The organism is Streptomyces sp. SYP-A7185, from assembly GCF_046103685.1.
GTDB lineage: Bacteria > Actinomycetota > Actinomycetes > Streptomycetales > Streptomycetaceae > Streptomyces.
The window spans coordinates 827,938-845,689 of record NZ_CP122310.1; the positions used below are offsets into that span (position 1 = coordinate 827,938).

Consider the following 17,752-nt stretch of genomic DNA (forward strand, 5'->3'; position numbering starts at 1 on the left):
AGAGCGCGTAACGGAATCCGCTAAAAACGGTCACAGCGCCGCAACTGCCCCCACGGTCGCCCGGGTTGCCTTCGGCATGACGCCGCCCTCCTCGGGCTTCCCGCTCGGGAGCCTTGTCGGGGGCATTCGCTCTCCTCACGGGAGCCCCGGATGTCCTCTCGTCACGGGAGTCTCAGATGCCGAGCACGGCCTTCGCCGTCATGAAGTAGATGATCAAACCGGTCGCGTCGACGAGCGTGGTGACCATCGGCGCCGACACCACCGCCGGGTCGATCCGCAGCCGCTTGGCGAGGATCGGCATCGTGCCGCCGATGGTCGCCGCCCAGCCGCAGATGACCACCAGCGTGATGCCGACCACCACGGCGATCTTCGCGCTGACGAACAGCGTGCCCACCGCCACGCCGAGGACCGCGAGGAGCGAGCCGAGGACCAGGCCCACCCGGAACTCCCGCCAGATGACCTTCAGCAGGTCCGAGCCCCGTACCTCGCCGACGGCCAGGGCGCGTACGCACGAGGTGGCGGCCTGGGCGCCCGCGTTGCCGCCCGCGCCGATGAGCATCGGGATGAAGATGGCGAGCTGCGCGGCCTTCTCCAGGGTGCCCTCGAAGGACTGGGTCACGCTGACCGTCAGGGTCGCCGCGACGAGCAACAGACTGAGCCACAGCGCCCGGTAGCGCGCGAGCTGCCACACCGTCGCGGCCATGTAGTGCCCGGCCCAGGGGGCGGCGCCCGACTGCCGCGCCACGTCCTCGGAGTCGGCGGCCTCGATGACTTCGAGCGCGTCGTCGATGGTGAGCAGGCCGACGAGCCGGTTCTCGGCGTCGACGACCGGCAGGTTCAGGTCGTTGGTCTCCCGCATCAGCCGGGCGGCCCGCTCGGCGGTGTCGGTGGCGTAGACGGACACCGGCTCGGTGACGACCAGCGTGGAGATCAGCGTCTGCGGCGGGCTGAGCACCAGCTCGCGCAGCTCGGCGATCCCGGCCAGGCGCCGGCCCTCGTCCACGACGGGCAGGGTGTAGACCGTCTCGGCCCGCGCGCCCTCCTCCCGGACGACCTCCAACGCCTGCTGGACGGTGAGGTCCTGGGCGAGCGCCACGACTTCGGGGGTCATGTAGCGGCCGACGGAGCCCTCGGGGTAGTCCAACAGTGCGGAGGTCATCCGCCGTTCGTTCGTGCTCAGTCCGGCGAGCACCCGCTCGGCGACGTCGGCGGGGGCCTCGCGCAGCATCCGCGCCCGGTCGTCGGGGTCCATGCCCTCGACGAGTTCCCGGAAGGTGCGCTCGCGCAGCCCTTCCAGGATCTGCTGCTGGTCGACCGGCTCCAGTTCCTCGAAGACGGTCAGCGCCCGGTCCTTGTCGAGGAGCCGGAAGGCCTTGCCCGCGTCGTCGGCGTCCATGCGGCCGAGTTCGTCGGCTATCACGTGGGGCGGGTTGGTCTCCAACCACTCCAGAGCGGCGTGCAGTTCGTGGGACTTGAGTATGTCCTGAAGCGATTCCGAGGGCTCCGGGCGCAGTTCTTCGGGCAGGTTCGTCTGAGGCATGAGGCAAGGTCCTCGGCGCAGCGATGAGACACGACACGGTGCACCCGGGGGAAGAGCGCGCCGACGAAGGCTACATGGGCCCGGTGAACGCGCCTGCGCCGCACCTCGTGAAAGCCGCCGGTCACCGCCCCCGCGTCACCGCGCCCGCACGGTCTGCCCGCGCGGTGCGCCCGCGCGTCGGCCGCCGCGGACGAGGGCGATGAGCGAGGGGCCGCCGCGCAGGCACCAGAGCGCGATGACGGGATCGCAGATCGCACACCCCAGTGACGAGTCGTGGGCGAAGGGGATGATCGGGTTGCCCTTGACGTGGTGCACCAGGTCCCATCCGGTGTGCAGCAGCCAGCCGATGCCGATGAAGGTCCAGGACTCCAGACCGCGGTACGCGCAGTAGGTGACGGCCGCGGTGAAGAGGAACTCCCAGCCGCCCAGCCCGCCGCCGCTGAGATAGGCGGCGCCCGCACCGGCCAGCATGATCGCGTTGAAGCGGCGCCGGTGCGGTGCGCGGATCAGGGACATCGCGAGGGCGTAGAGGACGCCGATCAGGATCGGTGCGACGTACGGGATGACCTGCATGGAGTTCCTTCGGTGGTGCCGCGCGCCCGGTCCTCGCCGGGATCACCGCCGAAGGTATCCGGGGCCGCTCGTGCCTCCCAGTGGCATTAATGACAGTCTGCGACGGGATAGCGCCACCGGCGTTGTGCCCGACGACGCCCTCCCGCACGCCCCCTCAGCCGGCCCGGGGTTCTCCGCGTCACCCCTGCTGCGCGGCCAGGACGGACTCGATCCCGTGCCTCCGTTCCCCCAGTACACGCTCGCAGTTGGCCGCCTCGGCGGCCGCTCCGAAAGGCTCCGGGGCACGCCGGGCGGCCACCGCGGCCGCGGTGTCGGCCGCCACGAGATCTCCGTTGAGGGCGATCGCCGCCGTCATGCCACTGGCCGCGGAGAGCATGACTCCGGCCATGAGATCGGTGACGTTGCCCGCGGCCCACACCCCCGGGACACCCGTGTACCCGGTCGCGTCCGACTCCACGTGACTCCCCACGCCCATGGGGTGCTCGACGCTCCTCAGACCCAGGCCCTCGAACATCGCCGCGCGCGCCTCGAACCGCGGCGCCACGGCGAGAGCCCGCACCGGGACGCGCCTGCCGGTGTCCAGCCGTACGCCGACGAGCCGGTCCTCCGCCACGTCGAGACCGGCCACCACACCGTCGACGACGGCGATGCCACGGGCGGCGAGCTGCTCCCACTGCTCCTCGGTCAACTCCCCCGCCGTGTGCAGGAACAGGGTCACGTCCGGCGACCACTGACGGAACAGCAGCGCCTGGTGCACCGCCATCGGGCTGGTCGCCAGGACGCCGATCGGCTCGTCACGCACCTCCCAGCCATGGCAGTAGGGGCAGTGCAGGACGTCACGCCCCCACCGCTCGCGTACGCCGGGGACCTCGGGCAGCCCGTCGACGAGCCCCGTCGTCACCAGCAACCGGCGCGCAACCTGGCTGCGCCCGCCGGCGGTCCGCACGACGAAGGCCTCGCCGTCCCGCCGGATCTCCGTCACCCGGTCCGCCACGACGCGCCCGCCGTACCCGGCGACCTCCTCCCGGCCGATCCGCAGCAGTTCGCCCGGCGCGAGGCCTTCGCGGGAGAGGAAGCCGTGCACGCCGTCGGCGGGTGCGTTGCGCGGTTCACCGGAGTCCACCACCAGCACGGAGCGCCTGGCCCTGGACAGGGTCAGCGCCGCCGACAGACCGGCCGCGCCGCCCCCGACCACCACCACGTCCACGACGTCTCGCCCGTCGGCCGCGGCGGTCGTCGCGGGGTGCGCGCGGGAGCCCGTCCGGGAATCCGTCCGGCTGTTCGTCTCAGTCTCTGTATCGGTCATGACGACACCGTGCGCCCGGACCCAGCAGACCGGCAAGCCAACTTGCCGCTTCAGCAACTCTTCGGCTGCACCGATCACCCGGCGGTTCATGTGGTCCGGATTCCGTGACCGGAAAGGGCTTCACTTTGAGAAGGCCCCAACTCCCATACAGTGTCGGGCAGTTGCCAAACGGGTAGGACGATTTCGGGCTGCGTACACAGGAACAGGGCGCACGGCGCGACGCCGAGTGGCACTCTTTCCGTGCGCAGAAGTCGGCGCGCATGCATCGGGGGGACCGAGTGGCACGTGAATCACGGCGACTGACGTTGACCGAAGCGATCGAGTCGCTGCGTCAGGACTTGACCGCCGCACAAGAGCAGGGCATCGGCAAGGCCATCGGATTCTCGGTCGACGGCATCAGCGTCGAACTGGACGTCCAGGCCGAACAGAGCGACACCGTGGAGGGCGGGGTCTCCTGGTACGTGACGGCAAAACGCGGGCGTATCGGCGTGAAGCGCACGGGGACCCGGCTCGTCGTCTCGCTGAAACCACGCGGCATCCTCAATGTCGGCGACCGGTTCGACCGCCCCCGGAACGCCCCACCGCCCGGTTCCCCGGGGCATACGGCGGCCGGCACCGGAGAGTGATGCATGGTCGGCTCCGCACGCCTCGTGCCGGACCGGCTGGTGGAGATCAGCGTGCGGGACGTCCGGGGTCGCCAGATCGGCTACGGCTCGGGCTGGGTCATCGACGCGGATCTCATCGTGACCGCCGCCCATCTCCTGGTACCTGAAGCGCCCGCGGACCGGACGACGGCAGGGGGCGGACTCGTCGTGGAAGTGCGACAAGGCATGCACGCCGCTCATCTGCCCTGGCACCCCTGCGAGGTCATCTGGAGCGGCCTCCCGCTCCCGTCCCGGACCCGTACCACCGGCCTGGCGCACCTGTCCGGCTGGGGCACGAGCCTCGATCTCGGCCCCGCTTCCCCGGTGGACGCCGCTCTCCTGGTGGTGACCGGGTCTGGCTGGGCACCGCCGAAGCCGGCCACCAAACCCCACCTCGGTCTCGTGGAAGCCGATATCACCGAGTTCCAGATCTTCGGCTTTCCCAGCTTCAACTACGAAGTTCAGCACGCCCACAATCCCTTTCAGGGTGGCGGCAGGATCAGGCCCGCCAATCTCGCGCGGTCTGAACTGATGGCTCTGTACATGGCCGAGGAGGACTGCCCCGAATCCGGCGCCGACTGGGGCGGCATCTCGGGCGCAGCGGTTCTCATCGATCAGCGGCGCACGCTGGTCGGGGTCGTTCTGCACAGCGACGTCAGCAGCCGCAGAAGACTCACCGTGCTGCCGGTCGAGGCGCTGTTGGACGACATCGACTGCCGCCTGCGCCTGTCCGAGTACACGGGCGGCTTCAGCGAACCGCACCACAGGCGTCGCATCCTGGCCGAAGTCCGCGCTCAACTGGAGAGGTCACCGTCCCTGAGTGAATACGCTCCCCGGCTCGCGCTGCTGCGGCGGCTGTTCCCGGATGCGGCTGAGGACGCGGAGAGGGCCTGCCTCTCTTCGGATTACCTGCTGCCCCTCCTCATCGACCGGTGCGCCGCGGGCCCCACCGGAATGAGCGAGCTGGTGGCGGCTTACGAAGAGCGGTATCCGGGCGACCGGACCGTCGCGGCCGGGCTGCGCTTCCGAGCGGACGAAATGGAGGCGCTGCGCCAGATCGGAGCCGAGGGGTGGGTCCGATTACGGTCCGCTCTCGCCCGCTTGTACGAGTCGGATCTGAACGGAGTGCCGGTTTCCGCCCTCTTCGCACGCGCGACCAGGAGCCGGAGCGAGGGAATGCCCGCCCACTGCGACGGATTGTGGAAAGCGTTCGCCCATCTCGCGGGCACCAATATGCCCTCAGAGGGTCTGCCCCCGGCCGTGCACTTCCTCGAACTCGTCGCCAGCGCGGTCGGCGGTGAGACAGCCGGGGAAATTCAGGCCTACAGCCGCGCCTGGGCGCTGCGTCTGGAATCCGCCCGCCAGGGTGGCGGCCCGCGCACGGAATCGGAGTGGCAGCCGCTCGGCCAAGGATCGCCCGCGCCGCGGCCCGCCACCTACCAGGAGCAGGTCGACGCCCTGCGCAGCAGCCTGGTCAAAACCCCGGTGCAACCTGCCACTTCCGCGAAACTGCTGGTAGAGCTGGAGCCCGACCCCGGGAATGACCCGGACGACTGGGCCGTTTCCTTCTACTTTCACTGTCGGCCGCTCCCTGGTACCTGGCTGCGCCTGCCGCTGCCGCACACCGAACGGAGCATCCGCCTCGCCGATCTGCTGGCACGCGTCGACCTGGCCAGGGAGCGACTGAGACGGGACCACGGCGTGCCCAGAGAGCGCATCGAGGTCGAGTACGTGCTGCCGCTCGATCTCATCGACCACCCGGACACCCTGATACGGCGCGGCGCGCTGCCGGAGTTCGCGGTGTCCTTCCCCGTGATCGTCCACAGCCGCGACCGGATGCGACATCCCCCCTGGTGCCGCACCTGGCGAGAGCGCTGGCGGCCCCTCAGCGGGCAGCCGGAGGCAGGACGTCTGCTCCAGCTCGTGCGGGCGCTCAGCGAGGACGGACGGGAGTTCGACGGCGAGGAGCCGGTGGCCGGTCTGGTGCTCGCCCACAAACCCAGCTCCGCCGAAGGGCGCAGGGACGTCACCAAAGCCCTCCGGCACGGGGTGCCACTGGTGATGTGGCGGCACGACGAGCGTGCGCAGCCCGACTTCTCGGTGCTGTTCTCGCGCATCATGACCGAGGGAGGGCTCGACGTACGAGAGCACGGTCGGGATGATGGCCAGGACGTCGGTGCCGTCGCGCCATGGACCATCGGCTGGCACCAGCGGATCGTCATCATCTACGACACACCGGACGGGTTACCCGAGCTCATATACGGAGCGGCTTCGTGAACTCGCCACCCAGTGCCAGGCCCACCGCCCGCACGCACGCCGCCCCGGGCCCGTATCGCGGCACAGGACTGCCGCACGGCACGGCCGCCCCCGTGCTGCCGGCTCCCCCTCCTTGGCGCACGTACACGGGAGGACCGGACCTGGAGCCGCCGCCGGACGACGTCGCCGAGGCCGAGCGCCGGCTCGGGACGACGGCGCGAGCGGCGCTGGGCATGGCGACCGCAACCGGCGAGACGGTCGCGGTGAACGCGGCACTGTCCTTGCGCCGGCCTCTGCTGATCACGGGCCCGCCCGGGGTCGGCCGAGCCACGGTGGCCTTCCGTGTCGCCCGGGAGCTGGGTCTCGGACGGGTCCTGCATTGGACGGTGACCGGGTCGTCGACGCTCCAAGACGCCTTGTACGCGGCGCGCCCGGCGGAGGGCGTGACCAATGTGCGGCTCGGCCCCCTGGGTACGGCACTGCTGCCGTACGGCCGCCCCCGCGTCCTGCTCGTCGAGGGTCTGGACCGAGGCGACTTCGATCTGCCCGTCGAGCTGAGCGCCGTGCTGCGGCGCGGCGGCTTCGACGTTCCGGAGCTGGCGGCGGACGATCCGGCCACCGTCAGAACGGACGACCCGGGTGTGACGGCACCGGTGTCTGGTGGAGTCGTCGCCTGCCACGAACCACCGGTCACGGTCATCACCGCGGGGCGGGACACAAGCTTCCCGGCCGAGTTCCTGGCCGACTGTCTGCACTGGGAGCATCCGCTGCCGACGGCGGCAGAACTCATGGCGACGGTGAAGAGCCGGGCCGGGATCACCGAGGACGCCGACCCGCGTCTACTGGCCTTGGTCGCGGAGCTGGCTGACGCCTGGGCCGCTGATCCCCGCGCGCTGGGCCAACTGAGCGTGGCCCACGCTCTGGACGCGGTCGCGTTCGCCGCCGCCGGCCCCTGGCCGCCCGAGGAGAGCCCGGACTCCGTCGCGGCTCGCCTGCTCGATCTGCTGCGAGGCCAGGCGCCAGGAGCACCATGAGCGACCGCCGTCTCCTGGACCGGCTCGACAGCGCACTCCTGGGCCACCCGCTCAGCTCCGCGGCCGGGTCCCCGACCGGTACCGCCGGCGGAGATAACCCGGACTGGACGCTCGTCGCGCGGAGCCTGCACCGTTTGGGCCACGCGGACGGCGGACGTCACGTCAGCCTGGTCCTCGACGCGGCGCCAGGCATGGTTCTGTGGGACCCGGTGATCTCCCGACTGCGCACCACGCTGCGACGGCAACGAGGCCTGCGTGTAGCGGAGTTCGCGTGGCACGGCGAGCTCGTGGCCGGTCGTGAACCCGACCGCTTTGCGGCCGGGAGCAGCAATCGGCTGATCCTTGTCGTCACGGACGCACTCGGCCCGGCCTGGTGGGACGGCACCGCCTCCGCCACCCTGGCCCACTGGGCGCGAAGGCATCCGGTGGCCTGCATCCATCTGCTGCCGCAGCGTCTCTGGTCACGTTCCGGACTGCCCGCCCGACGCATCCGCTTCCCGGCTTCCGCCTGGGCAGCCCCCGGCCGCGCCCCCCTCGGCATCCTCGTCGGCGACAACGCCCTGGCTCCGCACGACACCGCGCTGCCCCACGGGACCCTTCCGATGCCGCTGCTGCCCTTGCGCGGCCGATGGCTTGCACGCTGGTCGCGATGGCTCACGGGCGACGCCGAGGGCTGGACGGAGCTGCCGGCCTGCGTGATTCCGTCGCCGGACGCACCCGGGTCGGCGTACGGCAACCGGACGGCGGCGTACGCCGCCGAGAAAGTGGCCGCCTACCGGGCCGGCTGCTCGGCGGCCGGGGCAGCACTCGCGGCGCTGCTGGCCGCCGCGCCCCTGACGCTCCCGGTGATCCACAGGCTGCGAGACCGGTTCGCGCCGGGCGCAGGGCCCGCCGATCTGGCCGAGTTGAGGGCGTTCGGCCTGCTCGTTCCCGTGCCGGGCAGGGGCGGCTTCGACATGGACGACGGGAGCCGGGAACTTCTGCTCGACGGGGCGCGGCGTGCGGACACGCAGCGCGTGCTGCTCGCACTCGACGAACTGGACGCGGCGTCGGCCGCCCAAGTCCGGCCGGTTCCGGGGGCCGGCTACTACACCGCGGTGGTCACCGCACCGACGACTGCGCCGCTTCCCGTGGTCCGCGCGGACAACGCACGTCTTCTCCGCATCGAGCAACTCGCCCTGCGCGCGCTCGCGGGCCCCTTCCAAGAGCGCGCCCGGCTCCTGGGACAGGCGCTGGCACGGCACATCGACCGGGCATCCACCATCACGTCGACGGACGTCGGCGCCCGAGGGGGAGGATCCATGACCAGCACACCTGTTCCGACGGGAGATCCACCGCAGCATCCGCATGTTCCCCCACGGCACGCCCCGTCATCACCGGCCGTGTGGGAGAACGTGCCCCCGCGGAACCCGAACTTCACGGGCCGCGAGCGGCTGCTCGGAGAGCTCGCGGAACGCTTGGACAGCGGCGGAACGGCAGCCGTACTGCCCGAGGCCATGTACGGCCTTGGCGGCATCGGCAAGTCCCAGCTGGCCCTCGAGTACGTCTACGTACACCAGAGTTCGTACGACCTCATCTGCTGGATATCGAGCGAACGCGCCTCCGGCATCATCAACGGACTGGCGCAGCTGGCTTCGCGCCTGGGCATCAGCCAGGGTTCCGAGGCCAGCGTCACGGTGTCGGCCGTCCTCGATGCCCTGCGCCGCGGAGATCCGTACAGCCGCTGGCTGCTCGTCTTCGACAACGCCGAGAGCGCCGAGACGCTGGCGCCCTTCCTGCCCAACTCCCGCCTCGGCACCGTCCTGATCACCTCGCGCAATCCGCACTGGGACAATGTGGCACGCTGCCTCGAGGTGGACGTCTTCGAACGCGGCGAGAGCATCAGGCTGCTCAACAAACGCGGCCCGGAGCTCACCGAGGAGGACGCCGATGAGCTCGCCCACGCCCTGGGGGACCTCCCGCTTGCCATAGAGCAGGCCGCGGCCTGGCGCGCCGAGACAGGGATGCCGGTCCAGGAGTACCTGCGGCTCTTCAAGGAGAAGCGCAGCGAGCTGCTCTTCGAGTCCGCGCCGTACGCCTATCAGCAGTCCATCGCCACCGCCTGGAACGTCTCTCTCGACCACGTCGAGCAGACCAACCCCGAGGCCATCCAACTCCTGCAGGTCTGTGCCTACTTGGCTCCGGAGGCGATTCCACGCGATCTGTTCTCCAATGTGCACCGCGGCTCCATCGCCCCGCAGCTGGACGCGGCACTTGCGGATCCGCTGCGCCTCAGCCGGGCCGTCCGGGAGATCAAGCGGTACTCGCTGGCACGGGTCGACCTGCGCACCAACTCCCTCCAGATACATCGGCTCGTCCAGGCCGTACTGGTCAACCGCATGACGCCGCTGCAGCAGGAGCAGATGAAGCGCGGCGCGCAGGTGCTCCTCGCCTCGGCCGACCCCCGCAATCCGGAGTCCACCGCGACATGGGCCCGCTACTCCATGCTGTATCCGCACGCCGTGGCCGCCGACGCCGTCCACTCCACGGATCCGTGGGTGCACAACCTCGTGGTCGACATCGCCAAGTATCTCCAGCGCTGGGGCGACCACGAAAGCGCGCAGCGCTTCACCCAGGAGGCGTACGCGGCGGCCCGCGAGCTCTTCGGTCCCGAGGACGAGAAGACCCTCACGCTGGCCTTCTGGCTGGGCTGGACCCTGTTCAGCATGGGGCGCTACAAGGAGGCGGCGGAGATCAACAGGGTGACGCTGGCGGCGTACGAGTCCGCGCAGCTTCCGCCCCGTGTCCCGGTGGCCGAGCCCCGGGAGAGCCATCTGGACGCCATGGGGGCCGTCGCGGCCGACCTGCGGGTCACGGGCGACTTCGACGAAGCCCTGGCGCTCACCCAGCAGGTGTATGACCGGGCGACGGCCGCTTTCGGTGCGGACGATCCGGCCACCATGAACGCCGCCCACAACCTTGCCGTCTGCCTGCGGCTCGTCGGCCGCTTCCAGGACGCCTACGAGTTGGACTGCACCACCTGGGAGCTGAAGCAGGCTCTCTTGGGCACCGATCACGAACTGACGCTGCTCACCCGGGTCGGTCTGACCATCGACGAGCGCGAACTGGGCCGTTATGCCTACGCCCGCGATCGGCAGGAGGAGGTGGTGGCCCAATACCAGCGGCAGTCCCAGGCGGAGAGCCCGGCCGCCCTGCACGCCAAACGTGTCCTGGCGGTGGCGCGCCGCAAGGCGGGTGACCACCGGGCGGCGCTCGAGATCTCGGAAGAAGTGCTGGGCGTCACCGTCGGCCGGTTCGCGTTCGGCCAGGAGCACCCGGACACGATCGCCGCCTCGCTCAGTCTGTCGGTCGACCTCCGACACGACGGACAGCTGGAGCGGGCCAGGGAGCTGGCCGACGCGTGCTGTCACCGCTACCAGCGCATCTTTGGTTCACAGCATCCGCACACGGTCTCCGCGGAAGCCAATCTCGCCATCACTCTGCGCCTGGACGGACGCCTGCAAGAGGCGTACGAGGTGGACCTGCGCGCCCATGCCGCGCTCGCCGGGAAGCTGGGCGAGCGGCACCCGCTGACGCTGGTCGTCGCGACCAATCTGGCCAGCGATCTGGCGGCGCTCGAGCGGTACGAGGAGGCGCTGGCCCTGGGCACGGCGACCCTGGAGCGATGCGCCGAAGTGCTGGGGCCGACACACCCCTCCACGCTCAGCGCCGCCGCGAACCGGGCGTTGGACCTCGACGCGGTGGGGCGGCACGAGGAGTGCGATGACCTGCTCAGCACGGTTCTGGGCGAGTTGCGGACCCAACTGGGTGCCACACATCCGGCGACCACGAACCTGACCAACCGCACGCGCGCCAACTGCTACATCGATCCGCTGCCGCTGTAACGGACGGTCGGGTCCGGCGGCTCAGGAGCGGAAGCGGGACGCAAGCCCCACCGGATCGACGTCGCCGCCAAGCTCCGCGTGCACCGCCCGCACGAACTCGGGACGGGTCAGCAGAACGTCCGCCGCCGGGTGGTGTACGGCCCGCAGGGCAAGGCCGAGACCGACCCACGCCTCGGGAGCTCCGTCTTCGTGTACGCGGGTCTCGAAACGCAGACGGGCCCAGTCGGTGTCACCGGTGACGAGAGCCACGTCCTCCGGGCGAGCTCCTTCCACCACCGCCTCCGGCGCCCGGCGCAGCGCACGCAGGGCCTCGGGGTCGACGAGCAGGCGGCGCAGGAGGACGGCGCGCGTGTCGAGACCTCGCTGCGGAGCGCCCGGCACAATGACGTCGGCGCCCTGCGGCAGCGTGATCGGACGGTCGCCTTCGTAGGCCCTGGCAGCACGAGTGACCGCGTCCGGATCGGCTTGCACGTGGTGGGCCCGCCACGACGCGTAATGGTCGGCGGCGGCGCACCGGGCCGCGTCCAGCGCTTCGGGGCTGAGCGGCTCGTCCTGCCAGGGGGTGAGACCTTCGGTCAGTGCGTCGACCAACTCCCGGCCCAGAGCGGTGAGCCGGTGTGCCCCACGGATGCCGCGCAAGGCCCTGAGCGTCTGTGCGCGCCACAACGCGAATTCGAATGCGCCCAGCGGAGTCTGCCGCCGCCGGTAGAAGCGAGTGACGCCGAAGAAGGCGTACACCCCCTGCAGGAGCCCTCCAAGAGGCCGTGGATCATCACGCCACGGTGCGTAGAAGCGCTCGGTGCCGCCCTCGCGGTAGAGCGTGAACAGGTGCATGAAGGCACCGAGTTTGTTGTGCTGGAACTCGTGCACCAGGGTCGACGCGAACTGTTCCGCGTCGTCGGGCTCCGAAGCCACCACCGCCCCGAACGCGTCGCCCGACGACGCGCTGTGCGGGCGGTACGGCTCCGCCCGCGGACGGGGAACCACCGACCTCAGGCCCTTCGCCACGGCCCGGGCCGTTTCGGGATCCTCCGCGTGCAGCAGCTGCCAGGCCTCCTCGAAGAGGGCGGCATACCGGCCGGTCGTGTCCAGCGGCTGCGGCGGCTGCGGGGTGCGCAGCGCACGGTAGGGGTCCAGGTCGTCCAGGACGGCCGAGCATCCCTCGCCGCTCAACTCCCGCAGAGGCGACCAGTCCGGACCGCCCTGGTGCACCGCACCGATCCGCACCGATCCTGCCTCTGCGGTCACCTGGACGTTGCCCCAACGGCCACCAACGGTCGGCATCTTGGCGCCGCCCAGCATCGGGAGGACCACCCACCCGTCCCGCACCGGCACGGTGGTGCGGAATTCCAGCCCGGCGAGGACTGCGGCGGAGGCCGCCACCGTGTGCAGCTGGCCCAGCTCCACCCACAGCGGGGACTCGCCCACCTCTGTGCCGCGCACACGCCGCAAGGCGTGAGCGGCCCATGTGCCCACGGTGGGATAGAGGAGCAGACGCTCCACCGGCTCAGGATCGGCCTCCCAGGCACGGTTCAGCAACTGCCAGCCGTCGTTCAGCGACGGCAGCAGCGCCATGGGGACATCAGCCGCGGCATCGATGAGCGCGCGCAGGAGAAGCAACCGCCAACTGCGCTCGGCAGCACACAGCGCATCCACGGCCTCCGGTCCGCAAGCCCCCGCCAGCAGATCGCGGTACGGCTCACGGCCCACCCGATGCGGTTGCAGCGGTTGTGCGTCCACGTGCATGACAGCTCCAGGTTCCTGCCGCGCTCGCGCTACTCGTCGCGCTGCGGGTTGTAGCCACCCATGCTGCTCGCCGGATCGTCGATACGGCTGAGGAGCCGCTGCATCGACGCCTCGACGAGTGCGGCATCCAGGGTGCGGGCGTCGGCCGGGCTGACCGCGCCGAGGTCAACCAGCTCTGATTCGACTCCGTGCTGCTCAGTCACACCGCACTCACATCTATGAATAGGCGGCGCTGCTGCCGCAACCGGACAAGATGCAGTCCCTCACCGGGGATCGACAACCCAGGCGGATTGCCGGGTCACGATAGCGCGACGGGATGACGGACTTCGAATGGATATGGCGTGGGCCCGGTCGGCTGCGCCCCCTCTGCGAGCGCGGGGCCGGCCGACGCGGGGCGAAGCGACGGGCCCATACGTCACGGGACGTCTCCGGCCCCCATGGCGTCGAACGATTCGGACGTGCGGTCGAGAGGTGACACGGCGGTCAAGCACCGGCCATGGCGCGCCGGACGCTGTCGTGGAGCAGGGTTCGGCGTTGGTCGTGCAGTTCCTGGGGTTCCTCGGCGGTTGCCGCGTAGACGTTGCTCACCGGGGACCAGGCCATGGACATGGCGATGACCATGGCCATGACGTCGAACGGATCTCCTGCGCGCACCCGGCCCGCGGCCTGCGCCTCGGCGATGGCGCGCAGCTTGTGGTCGTCCAGGCGGTCGGGGTTCTCGACCAGGTGTCCTGCCGGGCGGCGCTCCAGGCGCGCCCAGGTGGCCAGGCGGATGAGGTCGGGGCGGCGGAGGTACTCGTCGTACAGCCGGACCGCCCAGTCCGCGAGGTCCGTGGCGTCGATCGGGACGACGTTCACGATCCGCTCCAGCGAACCGAAGAAGATGGCGTCGAAGAGCCCCTCCTTGTTCCCGAAGTAGGAGTAGAGCTGCGCCTTGTTGGTGCGTGCCGCGGCCACGATGCGCTCGATGCGCGCCCCGGCGATTCCGTGGTCGGCGAACTCCTGGGTCGCCACGTCGAGAATGCGCTGGTAGGTCGCGGCTCCGCGCGTGGTCAAGGGCTGTTCCGGCATGCCCGCAGGCTACCAAACAGAACAGTTGGTTTGCCTGAGGGGCGATGGCCCCCTACTCTTCTGACGAGATGGATAGACCGAACAGTCTGTTTGCATTGGCGTGGAAGACGCCACTCCAGGAGAGGAACCCCCATGAGGACCACCATCAGCCGGCAGGCCCACGGACCGGACGCGACGCTGCGGCGGATGCCGCTGAAGCGGCGTGCTCTGCGCGCCGACGATCTCGCCGTCCGTGTGGACTACTGCGGGGTCTGCCACACGGATCTGCATGCCCTGGACGCCCGCGACGGCGGCCAACCCCTCGTCCCGGGGCACGAGTTCACGGGTGTGGTGACGGCGACGGGGGCCGAGGTCACGGGGTTCGCCGTCGGCGACCCGGTGGCCGTGGGCAACATCGTCGACTCGTGCGGCACGTGTGCCATGTGCCGGGCCGGTCAGGAGAACTTCTGCCACGCGTTCCCGACGCTGACCTACGGCGGCGTCGACCGTCACGACGGGTCGACCACCCAGGGCGGCTACTCCCGTGAGTACGTCGTCCGCGCGTCCTTCGCCTATCCGCTTCCCGCCGGGCTCGATCCGGCCGCCGCCGCTCCCCTGCTCTGCGCCGGGGTCACCGTCTGGGAACCGCTGCGCGCCCTGGGCGTGGGACCGGGCAGCCGCGTCGCCGTGGCGGGCCTGGGCGGGCTCGGGCATCTCGCCGTCAAGATCGCCGTGGCGCTCGGTGCCGACACCTCGGTCATCAGCAGGTCGCCGGGCAAGGCCGACGACGCGCGTCGCCTCGGCGCCCGCGAGGTGGTCGTCTCCACCGATCCGGACCAGATGGCCGCCGCTCGCGACAGCTTCGACGTCGTCATCGACACCATCGCCGCACCGCACGACCTCGGCCCCTATCTGCGTCTGGTCGCCATGGACGGCACGCTCAGCCACCTCGGACACCTCGGTTCGATCACACTGGAGACGACCGACCTGCTCATCGGACGCAAGAAGCTCAGTTCGGCGGGCAGCGGCGGCCGCCCCGCCACCGCCGCCCTGCTGGCCTTCTGCGCCGAGCACGGCATCGCCGCCGACATCGAACTGCTCCCGTCGGCGCAGGTGAACGAAGCCCTCGACCGGCTCCGGCGCAATGACGTCCGCTACCGCTTCGTCCTCGACATGTCCGACCTGGGCTGAGCTGGACTGAGCTGGATCGGGAAAGGCTCGACCCGTTGTACGGCGTGCTCGACGGGCGCGGGAAACATCTTCTCGCCCCCGTGAATTTCCGCCCAACCTCGCTTTACGGCAATGCGTCGCTTCCTGAATGCGTGGTCAAACACCGCTGGTCAGCGGGTACGTGGGAATTCGTAACCGAAAGTCCGTGCGCGCTCACCTCCCTCATCGGATCACAACCAACATCAAACCCCGTCAGTCACACGTCATTGCAAGGACCACGTATGCCTCACGGAGGTTTTCCATGCCCTCTTCTCTCATTCCTCGCCGGGTTGTTCGTTCCGCGTCGGCGGTGACGCTGGCTCTCGGTACGGGGCTGGCCGCGCCGCTGCTCCTGGCGGGCAGCGCCGGTGCCGCGGCGCCGACGGCGACCGCCGCACTCAGTACGTCCGAGCGGGAGATCGTCTACACGGCGGCCCCCGGCCAGACCAACAAGGTCACCGTCAGGGCGTCGATGTCCGAAGGCTCCGAACAGATCACGTACGTGATCGACGACGCCGTCCCGATCAGCGCGCTCGACGGCTGCGCCTACCCCGACGGCGCGGACCGCACCAAGGTCTCCTGCACGGTCGACACCTTGGAGAGCCAGGACCCGTACGTCACCTTGCGTCTGGACCTCGGCGACGGCGACGACACGCTCGCCTACGACAACGCCACCGACCAGTCCTACTGCTTCGCCCGGGCGGAACTCGGCCCCGGCAAGGACACCTCGACCCACACCGGCGACGTCGACGGCAACTCCGTCCTGGGCGGTGCGGGTGACGACGACCTGACGGCGGGTTCGGGCGGGGTGGTGGCCGGAGACGGCGGCAGCGACACGCTCCACGCCGCGTCCGGAGGCATCGCGCAGGGCGGCGACGACAACGACACGATCTACTCGGACGGCGCGGAGAGCGCGGCCGACGGCGGCGCGGGCCATGACGTGCTCCAAGGCGGCGCGGAGCGGCAGAACCTCTCCGGCGGCGACGGCAACGACACCGTTCGCGCCGGCGCCGGCGACGACTTCGTCTACGGCGGCAGGGGCAACGACACGCTGTACGGCAACAGCGGGAACGACACGATCTACGGGAACAGCGGCGACGACAAGCTGTACGGCGGCGCGGGCCGGGACACCCTCTCCGGTGGCCCCGGCACGAACGTCGTCCACCAGGACTGACGCCGCACGTCACGGCACATCACGCCAACCCGGGGGCGCCGCGCGAGCGGAATGTGTACGGGCACACGCCTGTGGGCGCGCGGCGTCAGGTCCGCGCGCCCACAGGCCGTCTGTTGCCGCCCGCGTGCGATGGCGGTGAAGCGCTCGGCCGAGCGGCGGTGGTGAGGTGCTCGGCTATGCGACGGCGGTGGTGATGCGTTCGACCGCTCGACGGGTCAGTTCGCGGCCGTGCGGTGCGCCGTCCAGGGCGCGGTGCAGGGTCATCCCCTCGATGAGCGCGTCCAGTTGCCGCGAGGTGTCCGCGTCGAAGTGACGTTCCAGGAGACGGCGGCTGCGACGCATCCATGCCTGGGTCAGCTCGCGGTATTCCGGGCGGCGGGCGGCGAGGGTGTAGAGCTCCTGGGTGAGGACCAGGTCGCGGCGGGGCCCCTCGGAAAGTGCGTGAATGAGGTCGGTGACGGCCTCGCGGGCCTGCTCCTGGCTGTCGGCGTCCTCCAAGTGCCGTTCGAAGACGACCTCGATGTGGTCGGCGAACAGGGTGAAGGCCTCGCGGAGCAGGTCGTCGATGCCGGTGAAGTGGTACGTCATCGAGCCGAGGGGCACGGCGGCGCGGGTGGCGATCTTGCGGTGGGAGACGCCGGCGACGCCTTCGTCGGCGATGTGGTCGAGGGTGGCGGCGAGGATGCGCTCGCGCCGCCGGGGATCCGCGTGTCCGGTGGCCATGGTGACGCGCCCCTAGAGAGCGCGGATCGGCCGGGCGGGGTTCCCCACGGCGACCACGTCGGCGGGAACGTCTCTCGTGACCACGGCGCCCGCCCCGATGACGCTGTTGTCCCCGATCGTCACGCCGGGGCAGACGATGGCGCCGCCGCCGAGCCAGACGTTGTCCCCGATGGTGATGGGGAGCGCCGCCTCCAGTTTGTCGCGCCGGGGCCGGGGCTCCACGGGGTGGGTGGGGGTCAGGAGTTGGACGTTGGGGCCGATCTGGCAGTCCTCGCCGATGGTGATGCGCGCGACGTCCAGGGCGGTGAGGTGGTAGTTGACGAAGGTGCGGGCCCCGATGCTGATGTTGCTGCCGTAGTCGACGTACAGCGGAGGCCGCACCTCGACGTCTTCGCCCACCGAGCCGAGCAGTTCGGCGAGGACCGACCGGGCCGCGCCCGCGTCGTCCAGGAAGTCGGCCTGGTAGCGGGCGGCGAGCCGCATGGCCCGCTGCTGCCTGCGGGCGATCTCGGGATCGTCCGCGATGTAGAGGTCGCCCGCGAGCATGCGCTCGAGGTTGGTGCGCGGATCGCCCGCGAAGTGGTCCGTCGACATGCGTACGATCGTACACTCT

At 70.5% G+C, this 17,752-nt stretch carries 14 protein-coding genes; 6 read left to right on the forward strand and 8 right to left on the reverse strand.

Annotated features, from left to right (window positions below; all coding sequences use genetic code 11):
- Positions 1-172: 172 nt before the first annotated feature.
- From mgtE to QBL25_RS03560, 3 genes are all read right to left on the reverse strand, one after another.
- Entirely contained in the window at positions 173-1,540 is a 1,368-nt protein-coding gene (gene mgtE / locus QBL25_RS03550; RefSeq protein WP_409055484.1) for a magnesium transporter, read from the reverse strand.
- Positions 1,541-1,675: 135 nt separating this feature from the next.
- On the reverse strand, positions 1,676-2,104 hold the full coding sequence (locus QBL25_RS03555) for a DUF6010 family protein (RefSeq protein ID WP_409062536.1): 429 nt from the start codon (positions 2,102-2,104) through the stop codon (positions 1,676-1,678).
- A 187-nt stretch (positions 2,105-2,291) separates the two neighbouring features.
- Positions 2,292-3,419, reverse strand: a complete 1,128-nt coding sequence (locus tag QBL25_RS03560) for an NAD(P)/FAD-dependent oxidoreductase (protein ID WP_409055485.1) — start codon at positions 3,417-3,419, stop codon at positions 2,292-2,294.
- A 305-nt stretch (positions 3,420-3,724) separates the two neighbouring features.
- On the opposite strand from QBL25_RS03560, the gene QBL25_RS03565 reads away from it, so the two are divergent.
- Genes QBL25_RS03565 through fxsT form a run of 4 tightly spaced genes read left to right on the forward strand, consistent with a single transcriptional unit; the run spans position 3,725 to position 11,237 of the window.
- A complete protein-coding gene (locus QBL25_RS03565; RefSeq protein WP_409055486.1) occupies positions 3,725-4,045 on the forward strand; it encodes a trypco2 family protein in 321 nt (106 codons plus the stop codon).
- A gap of 24 nt (positions 4,046-4,069) precedes the next feature.
- Positions 4,070-6,340, forward strand: a complete 2,271-nt coding sequence (locus tag QBL25_RS03570) for a hypothetical protein (RefSeq protein ID WP_409055487.1) — start codon at positions 4,070-4,072, stop codon at positions 6,338-6,340.
- Positions 6,337-7,353: a MoxR family ATPase gene (locus QBL25_RS03575; RefSeq protein ID WP_409055488.1), complete on the forward strand. Its 1,017-nt coding sequence runs from the start codon at positions 6,337-6,339 to the stop codon at positions 7,351-7,353. Before QBL25_RS03570 ends, QBL25_RS03575 begins: the two co-directional genes overlap by 4 nt.
- Positions 7,350-11,237 (forward strand): FxSxx-COOH system tetratricopeptide repeat protein, encoded by a 3,888-nt coding sequence (gene fxsT, locus QBL25_RS03580; protein ID WP_409055489.1) that lies wholly within the window; start codon positions 7,350-7,352, stop codon positions 11,235-11,237. The genes QBL25_RS03575 and fxsT overlap by 4 nt, the downstream gene beginning before the upstream one ends.
- A gap of 21 nt (positions 11,238-11,258) precedes the next feature.
- Here the strand turns inward: fxsT and QBL25_RS03585 are convergent, their stop codons facing one another.
- The 3 genes from QBL25_RS03585 to QBL25_RS03595 form a co-directional block, all read right to left on the reverse strand.
- Entirely contained in the window at positions 11,259-12,983 is a 1,725-nt protein-coding gene (locus tag QBL25_RS03585) for an HEXXH motif domain-containing protein (RefSeq protein ID WP_409055490.1), read from the reverse strand.
- Between the two features lie 29 nt (positions 12,984-13,012).
- Complete coding sequence (locus QBL25_RS03590) at positions 13,013-13,186, reverse strand: hypothetical protein (RefSeq protein ID WP_409055491.1); 174 nt, start codon at positions 13,184-13,186, stop codon at positions 13,013-13,015.
- A 280-nt stretch (positions 13,187-13,466) separates the two neighbouring features.
- Positions 13,467-14,054 (reverse strand): TetR family transcriptional regulator, encoded by a 588-nt coding sequence (locus QBL25_RS03595; RefSeq protein WP_409055492.1) that lies wholly within the window; start codon positions 14,052-14,054, stop codon positions 13,467-13,469.
- A 132-nt stretch (positions 14,055-14,186) separates the two neighbouring features.
- On the opposite strand from QBL25_RS03595, the gene QBL25_RS03600 reads away from it, so the two are divergent.
- The gene (locus QBL25_RS03600; RefSeq protein WP_409055493.1) at positions 14,187-15,224 is read left to right on the forward strand and encodes an NAD(P)-dependent alcohol dehydrogenase; all 1,038 of its coding nucleotides are present in this window, start codon (positions 14,187-14,189) and stop codon (positions 15,222-15,224) included.
- 280 nt (positions 15,225-15,504) lie between these two features.
- Positions 15,505-16,416, forward strand: a complete 912-nt coding sequence (locus QBL25_RS03605) for a calcium-binding protein (protein WP_409055494.1) — start codon at positions 15,505-15,507, stop codon at positions 16,414-16,416.
- Between the two features lie 174 nt (positions 16,417-16,590).
- Here the strand turns inward: QBL25_RS03605 and QBL25_RS03610 are convergent, their stop codons facing one another.
- Together QBL25_RS03610 and QBL25_RS03615 are read right to left on the reverse strand one after the other, a co-directional pair.
- Entirely contained in the window at positions 16,591-17,139 is a 549-nt protein-coding gene (locus QBL25_RS03610; protein WP_409055495.1) for a TetR/AcrR family transcriptional regulator, read from the reverse strand.
- Positions 17,140-17,151: 12 nt separating this feature from the next.
- Positions 17,152-17,733 carry a sugar O-acetyltransferase gene (locus QBL25_RS03615; protein WP_409055496.1) on the reverse strand — a complete coding sequence of 194 codons (582 nt, stop codon included), beginning with the start codon at positions 17,731-17,733 and terminating at the stop codon, positions 17,152-17,154.
- Positions 17,734-17,752: the final 19 nt, after the last annotated feature.